Origin of the sequence: Psychrobacter sp. KH172YL61 (assembly GCF_007182895.1) — a bacterium.
GTDB classification, from domain to species: domain Bacteria; phylum Pseudomonadota; class Gammaproteobacteria; order Pseudomonadales; family Moraxellaceae; genus Psychrobacter; species Psychrobacter pacificensis.
The window spans coordinates 125,325-144,358 of sequence record NZ_AP019516.1 but is presented as its reverse complement, the minus strand read 5'-3'; the positions used below and the strand labels follow the sequence as shown (position 1 = coordinate 144,358).

Genomic DNA, 19,034 nt, shown 5'->3' with positions numbered 1-19,034 from the left:
TTAAAACATACTGACTGTCATCGCCTGATTCATTTATCTTCTATAATCTTAATAGACAATCTATTATTGAGCTAATTCATCAACACTTACACCAAGGCCACCAGCAATCAGTGCTTGTTGTTGCTGTGCATGCAGTTTTGGAGATCCTGTTGCAGGTGCTGCACTAGCAGGACGTGCCACGGGCTCCATCACTTTTGCTTTTGTTGGATGTGGTACAACAATACGGAACATATGCGGTGCTAAGTAGTACCAAGCGCCCTGATTCAATGGCTCTTCTTGCGTCCATACAATCTCGGTCAAGTTGCTGTATTTTTCAATCTCAGCGACCAAACGTTGCTCTGGCAATGGGTAGAGCTGTTCGATACGGACGATCGCAACATGATCAAGACCCAATGCGCGACGCTGTTCTAGTAGATCATAATAAACCTTACCACCGCATAGCACCATACGAGTCACTTTGTCTGCGTTGTGATCGTCCATCTCTGGCAATACCGTTTCGAACTTACCGTTAGCAAGCTCTTCTAAATGAGAAGTTGCTAGCTTATGACGCAATAAGCTCTTTGGTGACATAACGATCAAAGGCTTACGAATTGGGCGTATCGCCTGACGACGTAAGGCATGGAAAATTTGCGCGGGCGTCGTTGGTGTGATGACTTGCATATTGTCTTCAGCACATAGCTGTAAGAAGCGCTCAAGGCGAGCAGATGAATGCTCAGGGCCTTGACCTTCAAAGCCATGTGGTAACAACATGGTCAAACCACAAACGCGTTGCCATTTGGTCTCGCCGCTTGAGATGAACTGATCAATGACAACTTGAGCACCGTTAACGAAATCGCCAAACTGCGCTTCCCAAACGATCAAAGCATTCGGTACGGTGGTTGCATAGCCATATTCAAAGGCCAATACAGCTTCTTCTGATAATAACGAGTTATAAGTTGCAAAGCGTGCTTGTTTCTCGCTCAAATGAGCAAGTGGCACATACATGCTGCCATCATTAACATTGTAGATTTCAGTATGACGATGTGAGAATGTACCACGGCCGACATCTTCACCAGTAATACGTACCAAGACATCATCGTTATCAACTAATGATGCATAGGCTAATGTCTCAGCGGCACCCCAGTTGAGAGGCTCTTCGCCTGTTTGCATGGCTAGACGCTGCTCAACAACCTTTTGAACCTGACGCTGTAGCTTGTAGCCTTCTGGCATCTCAGCCATACGGCGTCCATAACCTTTGAGCTTTTCGATATCAACACTGGTATCCCAATCGTCAACCAAGTCATGACCTAGATAAGGCTTCCAGTCTACAAATAGCTGCTCGTTAGGCTCTTGAACCAGTGAGCTGACAACGTAATCGCCACGGTCTAAAGATTCACGATAATTATCTTCATACTGTTTTTCTTCTTCAGTATTTAAGATACCTTCTGCGATGAGCTTTTGTGCATAAAGGGTACGTGTCGTTGGCAGCTTCTTAATAACTGCATACATCAATGGCTGAGTGGCTGAAGGCTCATCTGCCTCGTTGTGACCGTTGCGACGGTAGCAGAACAAGTCAATAATGATGTCTTTATCAAACTGATGACGATAGTCTAAGGCTAATTGAGCCGCGAAAACGACTGATTCAGGATCATCACCATTCACGTGTAGGATTGGTGCATGTACCATTTTGCGACATCAGTACAATATTCGGTTGAACGAACATCTTCTTGACGGCTAGTGGTAAAGCCAACTTGGTTATTGATAACGATATGTACAGTACCGCCAGTGGTATAAGCACGGGTCTGTGACATTTGGAAGGTTTCTTGAACCACACCCTGTCCAGCAAAAGCCGCATCACCATGGATAACGATAGGTAACACTGAGTTGCCACCAGTATTATCTAATGACGGCTGATCATTACGGCGCACTTGACGTGCACGTACTGAGCCTTGTAGTACTGGTGCAACGATTTCAAGATGCGATGGGTTAAATGCTAAGGCTAAATGCGCTTCACCACCTGGGGTCATCACGTTAGATGAAAAACCATTGTGATACTTAACGTCGCCTGAGCCTTTTTCTGGCTGCACTTTACCGTCAAACTCATCAAATAAGTCTGCAGGGTTTTTGCCCAAAATATTGACCAACACGTTTAGACGTCCACGGTGAGCCATACCAATGACCATCTCTTTTGTACCATAGCCACCAGCACGTTGGATGATTTCATTGACTGCAGGTATGAAACTCTCACCACCTTCTAGACCAAAACGCTTAACGCCTGTATATTTACGCGCCAAATATTTTTCTAGACCTTCGGCCGCTGTTAGACGCTCAAGAATAGACAAACGCTTTTCTTTGTCAAACTTGATATAGCCTAGATTGCTTTCTACATACTCTTCCATCCAGCGTTTTTCAGTGCTGGTGGTCACATGCATATACTCAATACCGATATGGCGGCAGTAAACACGCTCCATGATCTCGATAATTTCACGCAATGGCGCTTCGTCTTTACCGATCACTAAATCATTGGTTGGGAATACAGTATCAAGGTCGGCTTCTGATAGGTTGTGATAAGCTAGGGTCAGATCTTCCACTTCTGCACGTGGATGTAAGTTCAATGGATCTAGCTTGGCGCGGCGGTGACCACGGCGGCGGTATGCGGAGATGAGTTGCTGTACACCCATTTGCTTTGGATCAGTACAGTTGTCTGAATTACTACTACTTGTACCGGTACTTTCGTTACTCGATTTGTTCGCCGTTTGATTGCGGGCAAGTAACAAAAATTGGTCTTTAATAGCATTATGCTGAGCATCATTTGACGATTTGTACTGTTCGAAGTACGCTTGCCAATCTGTGTCAACACTATCAGGGTCCGTTAGGTATTGCTCATAAAGAGCTTCTATATAGCTGGCATTATCGGCGGCCAGTTCAGTATGTCCTTGGCCCGCTTTTTCTTTGGTTATACTATTCATAATAATCGTCTATTTGATAGATAAATGAATGGAATCGTGCTTATTATGGTGTCAGTCGTTGTATGCTAGGCGTTTAGACAATTCGTCATACCCCATTGAATACAGTTCGATAAAACCCTTTATCCCTAAGTATTGCCGTCACTATAGAATATTGCTGTCATTGTCTAAAAGAGCAAGTAATGCTAAATAGTGATAACAAGTCTTATTGCAACACCTATGTTAAAAATAAATTTATTTGTGAACACTCAGTTTTCTGATCTGGCTCGTTTCACAACATTAATTTATATATACTTCTTTAGCCATAACCAATTCATCAATGATAAATTATTAATAAATGGTCAATCTTTCAGCTAGCCTATAAACTGGCTATTATCGCTGAAATATCCGCTATTTGCTAACAAATCTTATTGTTTCAGATAAACATGCATTGCTGTATAGCATATCATGAGCGTTTTTGCGATATAGTTTGTTTGTTCAATACTAAGTATTTACGTAATGAATATCTATTATCAATTATAGAAGCATCGTTATTGTATACATAACGTTTTATTGTATTAATGCAATAGCCCGTATAAATGCTACTTTTAATGCATTGGAAACAAACTTCGCAATGTTTGATCAAGTTCAGGATGTAATTATACCAAACTTTACGTGTATCTGATTGTATAGATTGACTGTTTATACAATATGTCTTCTTGCATATGACTAACGTATCGCCCGTACGGATTTACGGATAGACTAACGTTCTATTATTCACCAGTGTACTAGGCTTCTTGTTCTACCTATCCGGCAGGATTATTCATCGCTACCAATAGAAGCCCACTTCAAACAATAGTAATCAGAAAATTAATACTACTATAATCGGTGATTTTGACTAACAAAAACACCACCTAATGAATAGGTGGTGTTTTTGTTAGTCAATAATAATCAAAACAATTAACCAGCTTGATCAATCAACATATTACGTAAATGACCGATTGCTTTGGTTGGGTTCAAGCCTTTTGGACAAACTGACACACAGTTCATGATACCGCGGCAACGGAATAAACTGAACGGATCGTCTAAACGCGCCAAACGTGCTTGCGTGTCACCGTCACGGCTGTCAGCCACAAAGCGATACGCATGTAGCAACGCTGATGGACCTAAGAACTTATCAGGGTTCCACCAAAAGATGGGCAGCTCGTTGAGCAGCATGCACACAGAATACACTCATACAGACCATTTAACTTTTCACGCTCAGCAGGAGACTGCAGACGCTCAGTTGGGGGTGCTGGCTGATCATTGATTAAGTACGGATGTACTTTTTCGTATTGCTCGTAGAATTGGTTCATATCAACAACCAAGTCACGAACCACTGGCAAACCAGGTAACGGACGAACGGTTACTTTTTCTGGTAGCGTGTTCATGTTGATTAGACATGCTAGACCATTTTACCATTGATGTTCATGCCATCAGAACCACAAATACCTTCACGGCAAGAGCGGCGGAAAGTGATTGTTTCATCTTCTTTCTTTAGGCGTAATAACACGTCAAGCAACATACGATCTGAATCAAGTAATTCAATCGTATAAGTTTGCATGCGTGGGGCTGCGTCCACATCAGGATCGTAGCGATAGATTTCGATGGTGCGAGTACCTCGGCTCATAATGCTAAACTCCACACGTAGGTGATGGCGGGCATACAAAGATTGCAACATATGAGTGCTGGCTACTAATCACTACTGATAATTGAATATCAATTAATAGCCTAGCAGCACTCCTATGAGCATGTAGCTGGCGGTCACCTTTTTAATAAATGAATAAGGGATAAAACGTTTAAGCTTTCTGTTTATATCGAGCGCATAGTCTAGGATTAATAGACGCGAACTTTTGGTTCGATATAGTCAACAGTCAGTGGCACTTTGCGAACTGGTTTGTAAATGATACGGTTGCCTTCAGAATACCATAAAGTATGCTTCATCCAATCGTGGTCATTACGGCCGTTTGGTGCATAGTCATCATCTTCTGGACGATCATAATCAGAGACACTATGCGCGCCGCGGCTTTCGTGGCGGCTCGCGGCTGATACCATCGTCGCTTTTGCTACTTCGTATAGGTTTGCCACTTCAAACGCTTCGATACGAGCAGTGTTGAAGACTTGTGATTTATCACCCAAATGGATTTGTTCGACTTTCTCACCCAGCGCTAAAATTTTCTCAACGCCTTCATCCATCATGGCTTGCGTACGGAATACACTGGCGTGTTTCTGCATCGTCGCACGAATCTCATCAGCCACGTCTTGTGCATTGTAGCCTGATGTTGATTGCTGCAATTTGTTTAAACGACCAACCGTGATATCAAGTACATGCGGATCAAGTGGTTTGTAGTTATGATCATTTTGATGGAACTCATCAACAATGTGCTTACCAGCAGCACGACCAAACACAACCAAATCAAGTAGTGAGTTGGTACCTAAACGGTTGGCACCGTGTACACTCACACAAGCGCACTCACCAATAGCGTATAGTCCTTTAACGACGTTACCATTAGCATATAAACCGTCTTCATCTGTACCTGCCTCTAGATCCGGCACGATTACCTGACCATGGATAGTGGTTGGAATACCACCCATCATGTAGTGAATGGTTGGGATAACTGGAATAGGTTCTTTAGTAATGTCAACGTTGGCGAAGTTTTTACCGATCTCAAATACTGACGGTAGACGCTTCATGATAGTGTCGACACCCAAATGGGTCATGTCCATGACGATATGGTCAGCATTAGGGCCACAACCACGACCTTCTTTAATTTCTTGGTCCATAGAGCGCGATACGAGATCACGTGGTGCCAAATCTTTAACGGTTGGGGCATAACGCTCCATGAAAGCTTCGCCATCCTTGTTACGCAAGATAGCACCTTCGCCGCGGCACCCTTCGGTCAATAGTACACCTGCACCATGAACGCCCGTTGGATGGAACTGCCAGAACTCCATATCCTGTAGTGGGATACCAGCGCGAACTGCCATACCAATACCATCACCAGTGTTGATATAAGCGTTGGTAGAAGCGGCAAAGATACGACCTGCACCACCTGTTGCTAGAACAGTAACTGGTGCTTGGAATACCGCAACAGTACCTGTCTCTTGCTCAAGAGCGATAACACCGTTGATGTTACCCGCTTCGTCTTTGATCAAATCAAGCGCAATCCACTCGATAAAGAACTCAGTGCCTTGCTGTAAGTTTTTCTGATACAGCGTGTGTAGCAATGCGTGACCTGTACGGTCAGCAGCAGCGCACGCACGTTGTACCGCTTTTTTCGCCATAGTTTGACGTATGACCGCCGAATGGACGCTGATAAATCGTACCATCTTCGTTACGGTCAAACGGCATGCCCATGTGCTCAAGCTCATAGACTACCTTTGGTGCTTCACGGCACATATACTCGATAGCGTCTTGGTCACCTAACCAATCTGACCCTTTACGGTGTCATAAAAATGGAAGTGCCAGTTGTCGTTACTCATGTTGCCCAAACTTGCACCGATACCACCCTGAGCGGCAACCGTGTGCGAACGTGTTGGGAATACTTTGGTCAGGACTGCAACCTTCATACCCGCTTCCGCTAAGTGCAATGAAGCGCGCATACCTGAACCACCGCCACCAACGATAACTGCATCGTAGTTTAGGGTCTTAATATTACTAATGGTATTGTCTTGTCTAGTTGCCATTACGGTTTTCCTAATGCCTATTAATGCTTATAAGTAAATGAAAAGCGTGTTTTAAAATCTTCTTATTGCAGGTTTAAGGGCTTTTATTTGGCCATTACATGCACTTATTAAAGAAGAGGATATAACAGTCTTTGACCACTTAATTTGCATATCTATCGTTATACTGAACCAAACCTGCTCAACCTTGTTGCTCATTCAGCGACAATCTAAATAGTGGGCGCTGTTGGTCCAATGCTATGACTATTTTTGGCTATCAACGGATACTTTTAAACTACTCTATCAGCTGACATACCAGCTGCGCGCATCCGTTATATATAGATGCTTATATCAATACTAAAGCTGGTCACTCAATCATTAAACAGCAACGACACTAAAGCCGTTACCCCAAAAAATCATGATGCCCCAAAATAGAAATACTAAAATAGCGATAATCATCAATGACTGTAGCACTAAACGTAAACCTGCTGCGCTTGAGCCCAGTTTGCCTGTCGTAATATAGTCAGTAAATACTGTCCACATTCCCACCCAAGCATGGCCAGCTAATGCAAGTACAGCAACTAAGCTAAATAAACGCATTGGCAGGCTAGTCATGAATGATGACCACTCAAGATACGTGACATCGCCGTGGGTCAAAAAGAAACCCAGCAACACCACACTATAAACGGCTAAAACAACAGCACTAATACGCTGAATAATCCAATCGCGTGAGCCTGAACCTGTCAGACCAGTAGCACTTTTGATTCCTGAATCATTTTTAATCATTAGAACATCACCCATATAAATGACGCGACAACTAAAATCGCTGCAATTACAAAACTGACCATAGAGGCAGCGCGGCCAGATTTTAGCTCTTCGTTCATGCCCATATCAGCAAATAAATGTTTGATACCCATCACGAAGTGATATGCAATGGCGGCAACAAATATCCATGCCAAAAAGCGCACAAGTACGTTGTCAAATACGGTCTCAAAACTCTCAGGCGACGCCAATGAGTTCTGTAATAGCCACAGCATAACAGGAATTAATAAGAATAAAATAATGCCAGAGATACGATGCAAAATAGAGGCGATTGCGATCGGTGAGCGATTAACGCTAATCACTTGGCTTAGAGGCAGATCAATAGGTCGGTTGCTTTTCACAGCGGGCATCCTTTTTGCGGTTATACTCCTGTATCTGCTATCAACGCTTGACAAAAATGGTATCAGTTGAGCATCGAGCAACACACGAGACGAATAAAGTAAGGAAGAGCTAGCTGACTTCTTTTAGTTTGTGCTAAATATGAAGAAAGAATCATGTATATAAGGTATTGATAAGCTGTTTAGTGTCGCTTGTCGAGCTGACAGGCCTACAAAACAACCTATCTATTATACAACAAAGAAAATAAACATGAGTAAGATCGACTAACCAGTCTATTTTTATTGGTCGTATGAATAGCCAGACAACGTTAATATGTCTTCTCTATCAAAATAAACCTTGTACTGAGCACTAAATACTGGTGCTGAGCATCTAAAAATAGAGCAGTTAACAAGAACATTTAAACCACAGAATTCGGTTTGGTTTATCAAAATACCAGACAATCGTAAATAAGCATGTATAAAGTAAGCTCTAGGCGACACTATATCATGACCACTTATCAATTCGCACAAAGCTAGTGCCAGTCAATTCCTGCAATTATAAAATGACTGGGCGATAATTACAAATTTATCCCTAAAGTAATAAAGTCACACACTTAATTAACAAACGAATAGATATATGCAATACTGAATGTGGAAAACGCTTACCTCTGACAATTATGCTCGACACTTAACTTGTCTACTGCTCATGCCCTGTCTGTTTGTAGCCTCGTTTTTTGCGAAAATCCTGCTGCGTTTTTGCGACAAACCCCAAAATATAACGTCAATATTGACGTTGTAAACATGTTTAATAAACAGAAAGTTTGGCGCAAAATAACCAATCAGACATATTTTGATACAAAAATTACAGCGAACAACCACCGCTAGGCCGTGCCAATTGGACCCACGGTCAATAAAAGTTTTTTCAAATCACAAGTAATTGCTGCTAATATACCTTGCGTATTAAATGAGTGAAACGGATTTTGCCGTTTGACAGATAACGACGTGAGGTATGCGTCTGTAGTAATTTTATTCTAACGAATCAAAAACAATGGAGAGCAATTTATGGCTGACACTAATGCCAAACTAACCGTGAATGGTGAAGAATACGAACTTCCTATTATTGAAGGTACTTTAGGGCGCCCAGTTATCGATGTTGCTGCTTTGCAAGAATCAGGATTTTGGTCTTATGACCCTGGTTTTAAAGTAACTGCTCCCGTTGAATCAAAAATTACTTATATCGATGGTGGCAAAGGCGAATTATTACACCGCGGCTACCCTATCGACGAGTTAGCAAACCATGCTGAATATCTAGAAGTGGCATATGCGTTGCTAAATGGCGAGCTACCTAACGCTGAGCAAAAGGCAGATTTCTTTGAAAAAATTCGTGAACATACGGCTGTTCATGATCAATTGCGTAAATTCTTTGAAGGTTTCCGCCGTGACGCGCATCCAATGGCCATTATGGTTGGTGTCGTTGGTGCGTTATCAGCGTTCTATCATGACAACCTAGACCTAAGCAACGAAGAGCATCGTGAAATCACAGCTATTCGTTTGATTGCTAAGATGCCTACGCTTGCGGCGATGAGCTATAAATACTCGCAGGGCGAACCGTTCATGTATCCACGTAACGACTTTAGCTACGCTGAGAACTTCTTGTACATGATGTTTGCGACTCCTGCTGATGTGGACTATGAGCCAAACGACGTCGTCACCCGCGCCATGGACAAAATCTTCACCTTGCACGCAGACCACGAGCAAAACGCCTCGACTTCTACTGTGCGCCTAGCCGGCTCAACGGGTGCCAACCCTTATGCCTGTATCGCTGCTGGTATCGCAGCTCTTTGGGGTCCATCGCATGGCGGCGCCAACGAAGCTGTACTAGAAATGCTTGATGAAATCGGTACGGTTGAAAACGTGCCAGCATTTATGGAAAAAGTGAAAAGCCGTGAAGTGAAGCTAATGGGCTTTGGTCACCGTGTCTACAAAAACTTCGATCCACGTGCGAAAGTCATGAAAGAGACTTGTGATGAAGTATTAGAAGCACTTGGTGTCAACGATCCTAAACTTGAATTGGCAATGGCACTCGAAAAAATTGCACTAGAAGACCCGTTCTTCATCGAGCGTAACCTATATCCAAACGTTGATTTTTACTCTGGTATTATCTTAAAAGCCATCGGTATCCCAACATCAATGTTTACGGTAATCTTTGCACTGGCTCGTACTTCAGGTTGGATCAGCCATTTGTTAGAGATGCACAGCGCCCCATACAAGATCGGTCGTCCACGTCAGTTATATACTGGTGAAACGCGCCGTGACTTTGTCAAGGTTGAAGACCGTAAGTAATCAAAAATAGTATCTTTACAATAAAAAATCCCGCCATCGTGCGGGATTTTTTATTGCTATGATGGGATAGATACTATTGGATATACTTCATCCAATTATTGGCAAACTCGTTACTATGTGTATCATTTAAACCGTTATTGAAACTCTTTTAACGTCTGCTCATATTTAGCAATCTGCTCGTCATATCCTTTAATCGTATCGTTGAATTTGGCCATGAGCGTTTCAAATTCTTGCTGCTGTTGTTGCTTCATTTGCTGCATATCAACCACTTGCTGCGCTTCTATTTGCTCCCCATACTTGGTGCTGAATAATCAACCGAGCCAGCGCAGGGCTTTTTGCACTGACCCCTTCCTGCAATCTCTGCATGCTCAAATAACTGAGGAACTAAGGTCGCTATGTTGATTAGCGTATCCGCATCTTCTGCACTAAGGGGCGTGGTCACAGGCTGATATAACGCTGCCATCGTTTGCTGATATCGCTCGATGATCTGCTCTTCCGTCAATATAATCGGTTTGCGCGGCTCAAGGCTAATACGTTTTAATACCGTTAAGTCACGCTCTCCAACTTCCGTACTTGTATTCATCTCTGTATCCGAACCTTCCTCACTGGTAGCGTTAGCTTCTACTGGACTATCAGCTGGTAATGGTTCGGAATTGGCGCTATTCGCATTTTCTGTAAGAGTAGCTGAATCGTTAGTCGCTCCATTGAGTAATAGCGACTCTTCGCTATCTGAAGTATCTGCCGCTTCCAGTGACTCATACTCTGCTTGTAGTCGACGCTGTAGCCCTTGCGCTTGCGCAACGTATATAGGCTGAAACTGCTCTATACGCGCCGCAGCAGAATCACTTTGCTGCATAGGTTGACTGTCTTCCTCACTTGTTTTTTCAGTTGTCTGAGCCTCATCTGATACAGGCGGTGCGTCAGCTTGCTGCTGACAGCCGGTCAGAAATAGCACGCCCGTTAGCGCTACTGCGGCCAGAGCTGAGCTAGCAGAAGTATCAACATTAGGCTTTACTGGCAAAAGTCGAAACATAAGCGTAAATATCCTTTAATAAGGCTAAAATATAAAAAGCTAAAATGGTGATGCACGTAGGCTTTTCGCTTACTATGAGGCAGTTTAAATAGTAAAATTGCTGTTGGCGCGTTTTTTGTCAGTCATGTCGTTTACTGTCAAAAATGGTATACAGGCTTCTAAATCCTGACAATCCTGTCCTTTTGACGGCGCACAAAATAATCTTGAACCATTCGCGCCTGCTGCTCGATACCGTATTTAAAAAAGGACTTACCCGTCTCTAGCACATAATCATATCGCCGATCGATAAGGGCACCGCGTACCACTTTCAAGCCTTGCTGTAACTGCCACACATGGGTGAGCTCATGGATGAGCCAGCTTTGCTTGCCTAACGAGGCCACACTAAAATCTGTGATCCAATCGGCGGGATTAAAGTAAACATTACCATTCGGACTCACCGCATAACTTTTGAGAACCCACCAAGTGGTTTTTAGTCGCACTTCATCTAATCTGATACTGTCACCGAACACTGAGCGTGCCAACGCGATCTCACCAACTGTCAGACAACGCGACTGCTGCTTTTTTGCAATATTACGTGAGTATCGGTTCAATAAACGCTTGAGAGGTGGTCTCATCATAGTCAGTGCAATACCTTATCGTTGATAGGCCAGTGATAATAAATGGTGTTTGGTCAATCATTCTGATCGTTACCATTGAACCGTTAGTAAGGATGAATGATTAAAAATAAAGTGCTGGGGACATAAGCTATACGCTTCGTTAGCTTTCATTAACATGTTTTTGCGTTAGCCTAGCGTGTATTGCTTATAGCAAGTACCATACTTATAAAGTAGCCTACTTTGACTGCTGATGTCTAATACTCATTGTCATAGTAAAGTTGCTGCGAGAATCATGCCAAGCAAACAAACGCTTTTCACTTCAATAGAAATGATAACTATAGACGAGTATGTCGTTATTTAGATTTGACTATAAAATCTCTCAATGGCCGCCACTTTAGCCAATAGACCGTTTTTTAATTTTTCAATAGAGAACCTTATGCCGCCTAACTTTCATGCCGACACCCCTCTTGCTCAGCGTATGCGCCCTGCTTCTCGCGGCTATTATTGGCCAAGAGCATCTTTTGGCCACTGGCGCACCTTTACAGCGTTTGGTCGAACAAGGGCATCTGCCCTCTATTATTTTGCACGGCGAAGCAGGTATCGGTAAGACGACCATCGCAATGCTATTGGCTGATGCGGTCAATCGACCTTTTCATGCGCTTTCTGCATTGAATACTGGGGTCAAGCAGTTGCGCGAGGTGCTCGATAGCAAAGACTCACTGGCATTTGAGTCACCAGTGGTCTTTATCGATGAGATTCATCGGTTTAATAAGGCGCAGCAAGATGCATTATTGGGCGCGGTAGAGTCTGGTGATATTACACTGATTGGCGCCACGACAGAGAATCCGTCGTTTAGTGTGAATAACGCGCTGTTGTCACGTTGCCAAGTGTATCGTTTAGAGCCATTAACGCCTGAGCAAATCAGTGCGGTATTACGGCGGGCACTCTCGGAAGACCATATACTCAAAAAGCTCACCATCGACTTGCAGGCACAAGACACCATCAGCCAACTGGCCCACGGCGATGCCAGAAAAGCACTAAACTTGTTAGAGCTGGCGATTCAAACAGCGGATGCCAAGCAATCACCGATTGTCATCGATGACGAACTGGTCAGCCGAGTGGCGCAGACGGCATTGGTACGTTATGACAAAGATGGCGAGCAACATTACGATATTATCTCAGCCATGATCAAATCAGTGCGTGGCTCAGATCCTGACGCGGCGCTGTACTGGATGGCGCGAATGCTGGTGGGCGGAGAGCCAGCTGAATTTATCGCGCGCAGATTGGTAATCTTAGCCAGTGAAGATATCGGCAATGCCAACCCAAACGCCCTACTCCTCGCTGATGCAGCCCTGCGCAGTGTGCAATCCATCGGTATGCCAGAAGCGCGTATTATCCTAGGGCAAGTGGTGGTCTATTTAGCCACCAGTGCAAAGAGTAACAGCACGTATAAAGCGATCAATGCAGCGATGGCGTTAGCAGAAAAAGACGCCTCGCCAGTACCACTACATCTACGTAATGGCGTGACCAAACTGATGCGCAATCAAGGCTATGGTCAAGGTTATGCTTACCCGCATGATTATCCCAATCACTACTACCCTCAAAGCTATTTGCCAGAAAACTTAGCAGGCACGAGCTTTTATGAGTTTGCCGATAACCAGCGAGAACAGCATAGCAAGCAGTTTATGGCGTGGCTAAAAAGCCAAGCGGCCAGTAACGACTGATCTATTGACCCACTGGATCAAAAGGTTTGAAAGTTAGTTGCATATACTATTGGTAAAACTGAACCCTGTTTTTAAAAGACTAAGCGTTATAGTTCAGCTTTGGGTCAGCACGCTGAGGCAAAAACCGTTAAAATACCTATCGTCATGATGAATAAGAATCATGAAACATTTTCATATTTGGTTGCTACGATGATCAAACGATTTGCTCAACGGCAACAGCACGTGTTACCAACTACTGCTACAATGAGCCGACAACCCTTTATATTACAAACCACACATATTTATTAATAATAAAATATTGAGATTTACTATGAGTTTAAATACGATTCCTGAGATTATCGAAGACATTCGTGCTGGAAAAATGGTCATCTTGATGGATGATGAAGACCGCGAAAACGAAGGCGATATCATCATGGCGGCGACCCATGTTCGTCCTGAAGACATTAACTTTATGATTACCCACGCGCGCGGCTTGGTGTGTCTGACGCTATCACAAGCGCGTTGCCAGCAATTGGCATTGCCGCTGATGTCAGATCGCAACGAGGCAAAATTTAGCACCAACTTTACAGTATCGATTGAGGGCGGCTGAAGGCGTGACCACAGGTATCTCAGCGGCTGACCGTGCTCGCACTATTCAAGCCGCTGTATCTTCGGCAGCCAAACCAGAAGACATCGTGCAGCCTGGGCATATTTTCCCTATCATGGCACAAAACGGCGGCGTTCTACACCGTGCAGGCCACACAGAAGCAGGGTGCGACTTGGCTCGCCTAGCGGGACTGGAGCCTGCAGCGGTGATTGTAGAAATCATCAACGCTGATGGCACCATGGCACGTCGCGATGATCTTGAGATATTTGCCAAAGAGCATAACATCAAGATGGGCACCATTGCTGATCTCATCAACTACCGCATCGCCAATGAGCAAACGGTAGAGGAAATCGAAACTCGTCCTTTTGAAACAGAACATGGCACTTTTACCTTGCACCGTTTCCGCGAGTTCGGCGCTGAAGAAACTCATATCGCCTTGGTAAAAGGAGATGTGAGCGAAGGCGTGAGTACCGTACGTGTCCACGGTTTCCACCCGCTGCGTGATTTATTTGCCGCCAAAAATGATATGACTGGTCGTAGTGGCTGGAGCGTCCAATCAGCGCTAGAAGAGATTAGCGCCTCAGAGCGCGGTGTGTTGGTTTGGGTCGGCAATCATCAGCCGGTCGATCTAGGAGATGCATTAGATAAAGCCTTGGACAATGAGTCACAATCGACCATCACCCAGCAGCCTTATCGCAGTATCGGCGTTGGTGCACAGATATTACGTCATTTAGGCGTCCGTGATATGCGTCTACTGTCATCGCCCATGAAGTTTTATGCGTTATCAGGTTTTGATCTCAATGTGGTGGATTTTGTGCACGCCCCGCAAGAGAGCTAAAATCTACTTGGAAAATGGCCTGAGAAAAGTCATGAAAAAGGCACGCTACGATAATGTTAGCGCGCCTTTTTTATTTTTGATGGTTATATAACACTATCCGAGATAGGTCATCAACGCAGCTAAAGCCTATTCTAATATTCAGGGGTATGACCAAATTTTGCCTCTAATGCCAGTAAGCGCGCACGTTCTTCTGCTGTCCACGGTAACTTACCTTTCCCATCACTATCGAGACGCACTACGACGGCATCAGCGGTCGCAACGATTTTGTTTTGTGCTGTACTATAGTAGCTATATTCCATCGCAATACTGGTATTGCCCAGACGCTGACAGCGAACGCCCAATAACAAAGTATCAGGATAGGTCACTGGGTGCAAATACTGGCAGCTCGACTGTGCTAAGACGGTGACCATACTGCCATCGAACATATCTAACGCATGTAAATAGCCAATGCGCGCTGACTCAGAATAACGATAATACACCACGTTATTTAAATGGTTAAAGGCATCCATCTCACCCCAATGAATCGGCTGATAATGAATCACTGGGTAATGCGCCAGTACTTCAGGTCGATCACTTGCTACCTCAGACATAAAATCTGGCTTTTCACTCATATTGGTCATAACTTACCTTGTGTCTCATGTTGTCTATATATAGCTGTTTCGAACCGTATCGATTAAGGTTGTGGCTTATCCAAAATCTGTGTGGTTAACAAGGGTGTTGGCTTAGGAGCATTGACAATCAGTTGGTCAAGCCAGGCAATGACCTCTGGTATATCATTTGGCGACTGCATGGTCTCTAGGTTGTTGTCCGTACCCTTTGGCTTTTTGTCGGATGGAGCAATGCCAATGGCGCCAACTTGCGCGGAGTTTTTGCCATTGCTAACCGATGATTTAGGTAGTAAGGTTTTTAGCTGTTTGCGCGCTTGGGTCAAATAATTGATCAGTTGATCCTGCTCGCGCATATTGCTCGCTTGGCTCGCCAAATTCAACGTCATGATGACTTCATGAATCGTCAGTTGTCTACGCGTTAATGTCATATCGTTACGCACTGACGTTTGAGCAGGCGGGTTCGCTACTGCACGCTTTTGGTCACCCTCAGTTGCAGCATCAACTAGCTCTCGGCGCTGGATATCAGTACCCTCGTAACTCCCAAGGCGCTCATGACTGTGCAAAAACTCTTGGATGTTTTGAATCGCAAGATTTTGTATTTGCCATGGGCTAGGTTGTGAGCTTTGCGCTTGTAATCGCTCGATGTCTTTAAGCAAACTTTGCTTGATTACGACGGTCAATGCAGGTGCAATCTCGTTGCTACTTTGTGCCAATTGCCAATGCAAACCTCGCAACAACTCGATCGCGGCACTATCATTGTTGTCTGCTAGCAATCTGTCAGCGGCTTTTATTTGAATACGTAGTAAATCCAGCTGGTTTTGCGCTTGGCTACTGGCTTTGATTCTAGGCTCTGGCAATGTCTGTTGACTCATGGCAAATAAACGATCGTCCATCTCATTTAGACGACTGACAACCTGCTCATTGCTCTGCAACCGCTCATTGACACTGTGCTGAAAACGCTGCTGACTAATATAGAGCCAGAGTAATGCCGCGATAAGCAGCAAAATGACCAACCACTGCATCCGCAGCAGCAAGATATTTGCTTGCCGACGCTGCTGTATAGCAGAAGGATCCTTAGATAAAGACTCAGAATTCATTGGCATAAGACAGTACCGTGATGGGTAGGTATAAACATATTTAAATCAAATAGAAATTATAAAATTAGGGCATGTCCCCAATTCAAACGTTTGTCACTAAATGGGCTAAAAATGGCTAAATCTTTGACGCTGTTTGCCTGTGATTTATCACCATTTTTAAAATAGGGACACGCCCTAAGTATCGGTAGTGATGGCTGAAAGAATGGTGTCTGGCGCCAAATCCTCTACACGCCAATAGCTCAGGTGCTGCGCTGCAACCATATTTGCTAAGCGCTCACCCAATACGACATAAGAAAAGTCCGCTAGCGTGAGTGGCAAATTATCTCTTGCATCAGTCATTATGTCATTACTACGTTTTGGTTCTGACATTTTTTCTCTTGCACCTTGGACGATGCTCGTCCAATGCTCAAAAGCAGCGCCACTACTCACGACGACGATAGGTTTTGCTTGCTTTGGTGTTGTATTTGTCGTTTGATTACATACAAAAAAATCTTTTTGCCACTGCTGATACTGAGTCATTGCCTCGGTAGGCATTGTACGCTTATACCACGCAATACTATCGATATGTACACCGCGTGCTTGTAAAGTATCGACCAATAATCGTCGCCCGCCCAGTCCGCGCCATATCAAAAGCTTATCACCCGCCTGTAAACGCTCTATCTCAGGCATTGCTAGCATACCTTCATTATTGGCAACTTCAGGCTGTCGTACTTGGTAGTTTGCCGCGTCTATATTGGCTTGAGTCAATGCCGTAGCGGTTGCTTGACCCACTGCAATGATTTGACTTGGGGCTACCAAAGCTTCAGAAGCTATGTTGGCTGCTTTATTGTCCGGTTGCGCATAACTACTATCGTCATGCTCACTGTACACAAGCGACTGCCAAACATTCAACCCAGAAGTGGCCGCCGTTGGGCTTATGATGACCAGAGCCTTATATTCACCTGCTAGCCACGCACGCATCAATGCTAGGTCATCGCCAGTCGTTGGGCGCGGCTGCAACGTCAACATCGGTATCTCAACCACCGTGAACCCTGCTGCTCGCAAATGATTCGTCAATGGCGCAGCGCGTGCTATCGGCCGCGTATTGATGACAATTTTTGGCACCGACCCATCAGTGGATTGATTTTTATGAGTAGACCTAGCTTTAGTTGACGTTGATGACATAGATGTACCACGACAAAAGGCTTGTAGAATGGACTGAATCATCGACCAAACAGTGGATATGTGGATCAATGACTCAGTATGACAAAGTGAATACGCTATTCAGCGTGATAAATCGCTGACAAGATAGCCCCTGCACCATCAGCAAGTAGTATATTGGCAACATCAATACCGAGCTGATTTGCCTGCGACTCTTGCTCGTCTTGTGTACCAACCAATGTCACTCGCTTTTCTGCTTTTAACAGCTTACTACCATCCGCTTTACCCACTCGACCACGTAACCACAATACATTACCGTTATCGTTGTTATCGTTGTTGCCGTTTTCACCATTGTCATCGTTATTCGCACTGGTTTCATCCGCCATCTGCAACACTGCGTAGGCTGCAATCGGGACTTGGCAGCCACCCTCCAAGTGACGGTTAAGCGCACGCTCAGCGATAAGGCGAATACGCGCTTTATCATCGTTCAATGGCGCTAGTAATTTCAACACCTCGTCATCACCTTCACGGCATTCAATGGCTAACGCACCTTGACCAACGGCAGGCAAGCAGGCATCAATATCTAGCTGCCCACGTATCCGCTCATCTAATTCAATACGCTGCAAGCCACTGGTCGCCAAGATAATGGCATCATACTCGCCTGCATCTAATTTTCCCAAACGCGTACCGACATTGCCGCGCAAGGTTTTGATCTGTAGATCTGGGCGGTAGGCTTTGATCTGACATTGACGGCGCAAACTTGAAGTCCCAACAACTGCACCTTGCGGCAATTCATCAATACTATTATAAGTATTTGAGACAAAAGCATCAGTTGGTGAAGCACGCTTGCAATAGACACCTAGTGTCAAGCCTTCAGGCAGCTGCATCGGTACGTCCTTTAGCGAATGTACCGCAATATCTGCTTGCTTGTTATACAATGCTTGCTCGAGCTCTTTGACAAATAAACCCTTACCGCCAATTTTGGCCAAAGGTGTGTCCAAAATCTTGTCACCCTTAGTGACAATTTTTAGTAACTCAACTGTCAACTCAGGATAGAGCGCCAGTAAGCGATCACGAATATGCTCCGCTTGCCATAGAGCCAAAGGACTCTGTCGCGTGGCGATGGTTAAGGTAGTCAAAGCAGGTTGCTGCAGATTGCTCATAAAGGGCCTCAATAAATTCGGTACTATAATCTAAATGCTACAATGTCAGTGCTAAGTTGGTGCTAAGCGATTAGGAAAACTTGCCACAAAAAATGATCGACTCACATCAGAGATAGTAAATGCTGGCGCAAAAAAATACCC

At 44.4% G+C, this 19,034-nt stretch carries 9 protein-coding genes and 6 pseudogenes; 3 read left to right on the top strand and 12 right to left on the bottom strand.

What is annotated here, in order from left to right:
* Nucleotides 1-63: 63 nt before the first annotated feature.
* From PKHYL_RS00710 to sdhC, 5 genes and pseudogenes are all read right to left on the bottom strand, one after another.
* Nucleotides 64-2,948: pseudogene (locus tag PKHYL_RS00710) on the bottom strand (2-oxoglutarate dehydrogenase E1 component).
* Between the two features lie 936 nt (nucleotides 2,949-3,884).
* Nucleotides 3,885-4,593 (bottom strand): annotated as a pseudogene (locus tag PKHYL_RS00705) (succinate dehydrogenase iron-sulfur subunit).
* A 206-nt stretch (nucleotides 4,594-4,799) separates the two neighbouring features.
* Nucleotides 4,800-6,650, bottom strand: a pseudogene (sdhA, locus tag PKHYL_RS00700) (succinate dehydrogenase flavoprotein subunit).
* Nucleotides 6,651-7,004: 354 nt separating this feature from the next.
* Nucleotides 7,005-7,391: a succinate dehydrogenase, hydrophobic membrane anchor protein gene (sdhD, locus tag PKHYL_RS00695; protein WP_227511562.1), complete on the bottom strand. Its 387-nt coding sequence runs from the start codon at nucleotides 7,389-7,391 to the stop codon at nucleotides 7,005-7,007.
* 20 nt (nucleotides 7,392-7,411) lie between these two features.
* Complete coding sequence (gene sdhC / locus PKHYL_RS00690; protein WP_083328899.1) at nucleotides 7,412-7,798, bottom strand: succinate dehydrogenase, cytochrome b556 subunit; 387 nt, start codon at nucleotides 7,796-7,798, stop codon at nucleotides 7,412-7,414.
* Between the two features lie 1,029 nt (nucleotides 7,799-8,827).
* Here sdhC and gltA point away from each other — a divergent pair.
* A complete protein-coding gene (gltA, locus tag PKHYL_RS00685) occupies nucleotides 8,828-10,108 on the top strand; it encodes a citrate synthase (protein WP_071002573.1) in 1,281 nt (426 codons plus the stop codon).
* A gap of 134 nt (nucleotides 10,109-10,242) precedes the next feature.
* Here the strand turns inward: gltA and PKHYL_RS17000 are convergent, their stop codons facing one another.
* The 3 genes and pseudogenes from PKHYL_RS17000 to PKHYL_RS00675 form a co-directional block, all read right to left on the bottom strand.
* Nucleotides 10,243-10,377, bottom strand: a complete 135-nt coding sequence (locus PKHYL_RS17000; protein WP_269778210.1) for a hypothetical protein — start codon at nucleotides 10,375-10,377, stop codon at nucleotides 10,243-10,245.
* 11 nt (nucleotides 10,378-10,388) lie between these two features.
* Entirely contained in the window at nucleotides 10,389-11,141 is a 753-nt protein-coding gene (locus PKHYL_RS00680; protein WP_240365732.1) for a hypothetical protein, read from the bottom strand.
* Nucleotides 11,142-11,225: 84 nt separating this feature from the next.
* Nucleotides 11,226-11,755, bottom strand: a pseudogene (locus PKHYL_RS00675) (type IV secretion protein Rhs).
* A 418-nt stretch (nucleotides 11,756-12,173) separates the two neighbouring features.
* Between PKHYL_RS00675 and PKHYL_RS00670 the strand changes: the two are divergent.
* Together PKHYL_RS00670 and ribBA are read left to right on the top strand one after the other, a co-directional pair.
* Nucleotides 12,174-13,461: pseudogene (locus PKHYL_RS00670) on the top strand (replication-associated recombination protein A).
* A 310-nt stretch (nucleotides 13,462-13,771) separates the two neighbouring features.
* Nucleotides 13,772-14,885: pseudogene (gene ribBA, locus PKHYL_RS00665) on the top strand (bifunctional 3,4-dihydroxy-2-butanone-4-phosphate synthase/GTP cyclohydrolase II).
* A 131-nt stretch (nucleotides 14,886-15,016) separates the two neighbouring features.
* On the opposite strand, the gene PKHYL_RS00660 reads toward ribBA, so the two are convergent.
* The 4 genes from PKHYL_RS00660 to hemC form a co-directional block, all read right to left on the bottom strand.
* Nucleotides 15,017-15,505 (bottom strand): acyl-CoA thioesterase, encoded by a 489-nt coding sequence (locus tag PKHYL_RS00660; protein ID WP_392397098.1) that lies wholly within the window; start codon nucleotides 15,503-15,505, stop codon nucleotides 15,017-15,019.
* A 53-nt stretch (nucleotides 15,506-15,558) separates the two neighbouring features.
* Complete coding sequence (locus PKHYL_RS00655; protein WP_186475291.1) at nucleotides 15,559-16,596, bottom strand: hypothetical protein; 1,038 nt, start codon at nucleotides 16,594-16,596, stop codon at nucleotides 15,559-15,561.
* Nucleotides 16,597-16,764: 168 nt separating this feature from the next.
* Nucleotides 16,765-17,694, bottom strand: coding sequence for a uroporphyrinogen-III synthase (locus PKHYL_RS00650; RefSeq protein ID WP_240365731.1), 930 nt, complete (start codon nucleotides 17,692-17,694; stop codon nucleotides 16,765-16,767).
* A 155-nt stretch (nucleotides 17,695-17,849) separates the two neighbouring features.
* Nucleotides 17,850-18,893, bottom strand: coding sequence for a hydroxymethylbilane synthase (hemC, locus tag PKHYL_RS00645; protein WP_071002580.1), 1,044 nt, complete (start codon nucleotides 18,891-18,893; stop codon nucleotides 17,850-17,852).
* Nucleotides 18,894-19,034: the final 141 nt, after the last annotated feature.

What these genes read in the sequence shown, in the direction of transcription:
- PKHYL_RS00655 (WP_186475291.1), bottom strand. Translation starts at nt 16,596, where the DNA reads ATGCCAATGAATTCTGAGTCTTTATCTAAGGATCCTTCTGCTATACAG.
- PKHYL_RS00680 (WP_240365732.1), bottom strand. Translation starts at nt 11,141, where the DNA reads ATGTTTCGACTTTTGCCAGTAAAGCCTAATGTTGATACTTCTGCTAGC.
- hemC (WP_071002580.1), bottom strand. Translation starts at nt 18,893, where the DNA reads ATGAGCAATCTGCAGCAACCTGCTTTGACTACCTTAACCATCGCCACG.
- PKHYL_RS00660 (WP_392397098.1), bottom strand. Translation starts at nt 15,505, where the DNA reads ATGACCAATATGAGTGAAAAGCCAGATTTTATGTCTGAGGTAGCAAGT.
- sdhC (WP_083328899.1), bottom strand. Translation starts at nt 7,798, where the DNA reads ATGCCCGCTGTGAAAAGCAACCGACCTATTGATCTGCCTCTAAGCCAA.
- gltA (WP_071002573.1), top strand. Translation starts at nt 8,828, where the DNA reads ATGGCTGACACTAATGCCAAACTAACCGTGAATGGTGAAGAATACGAA.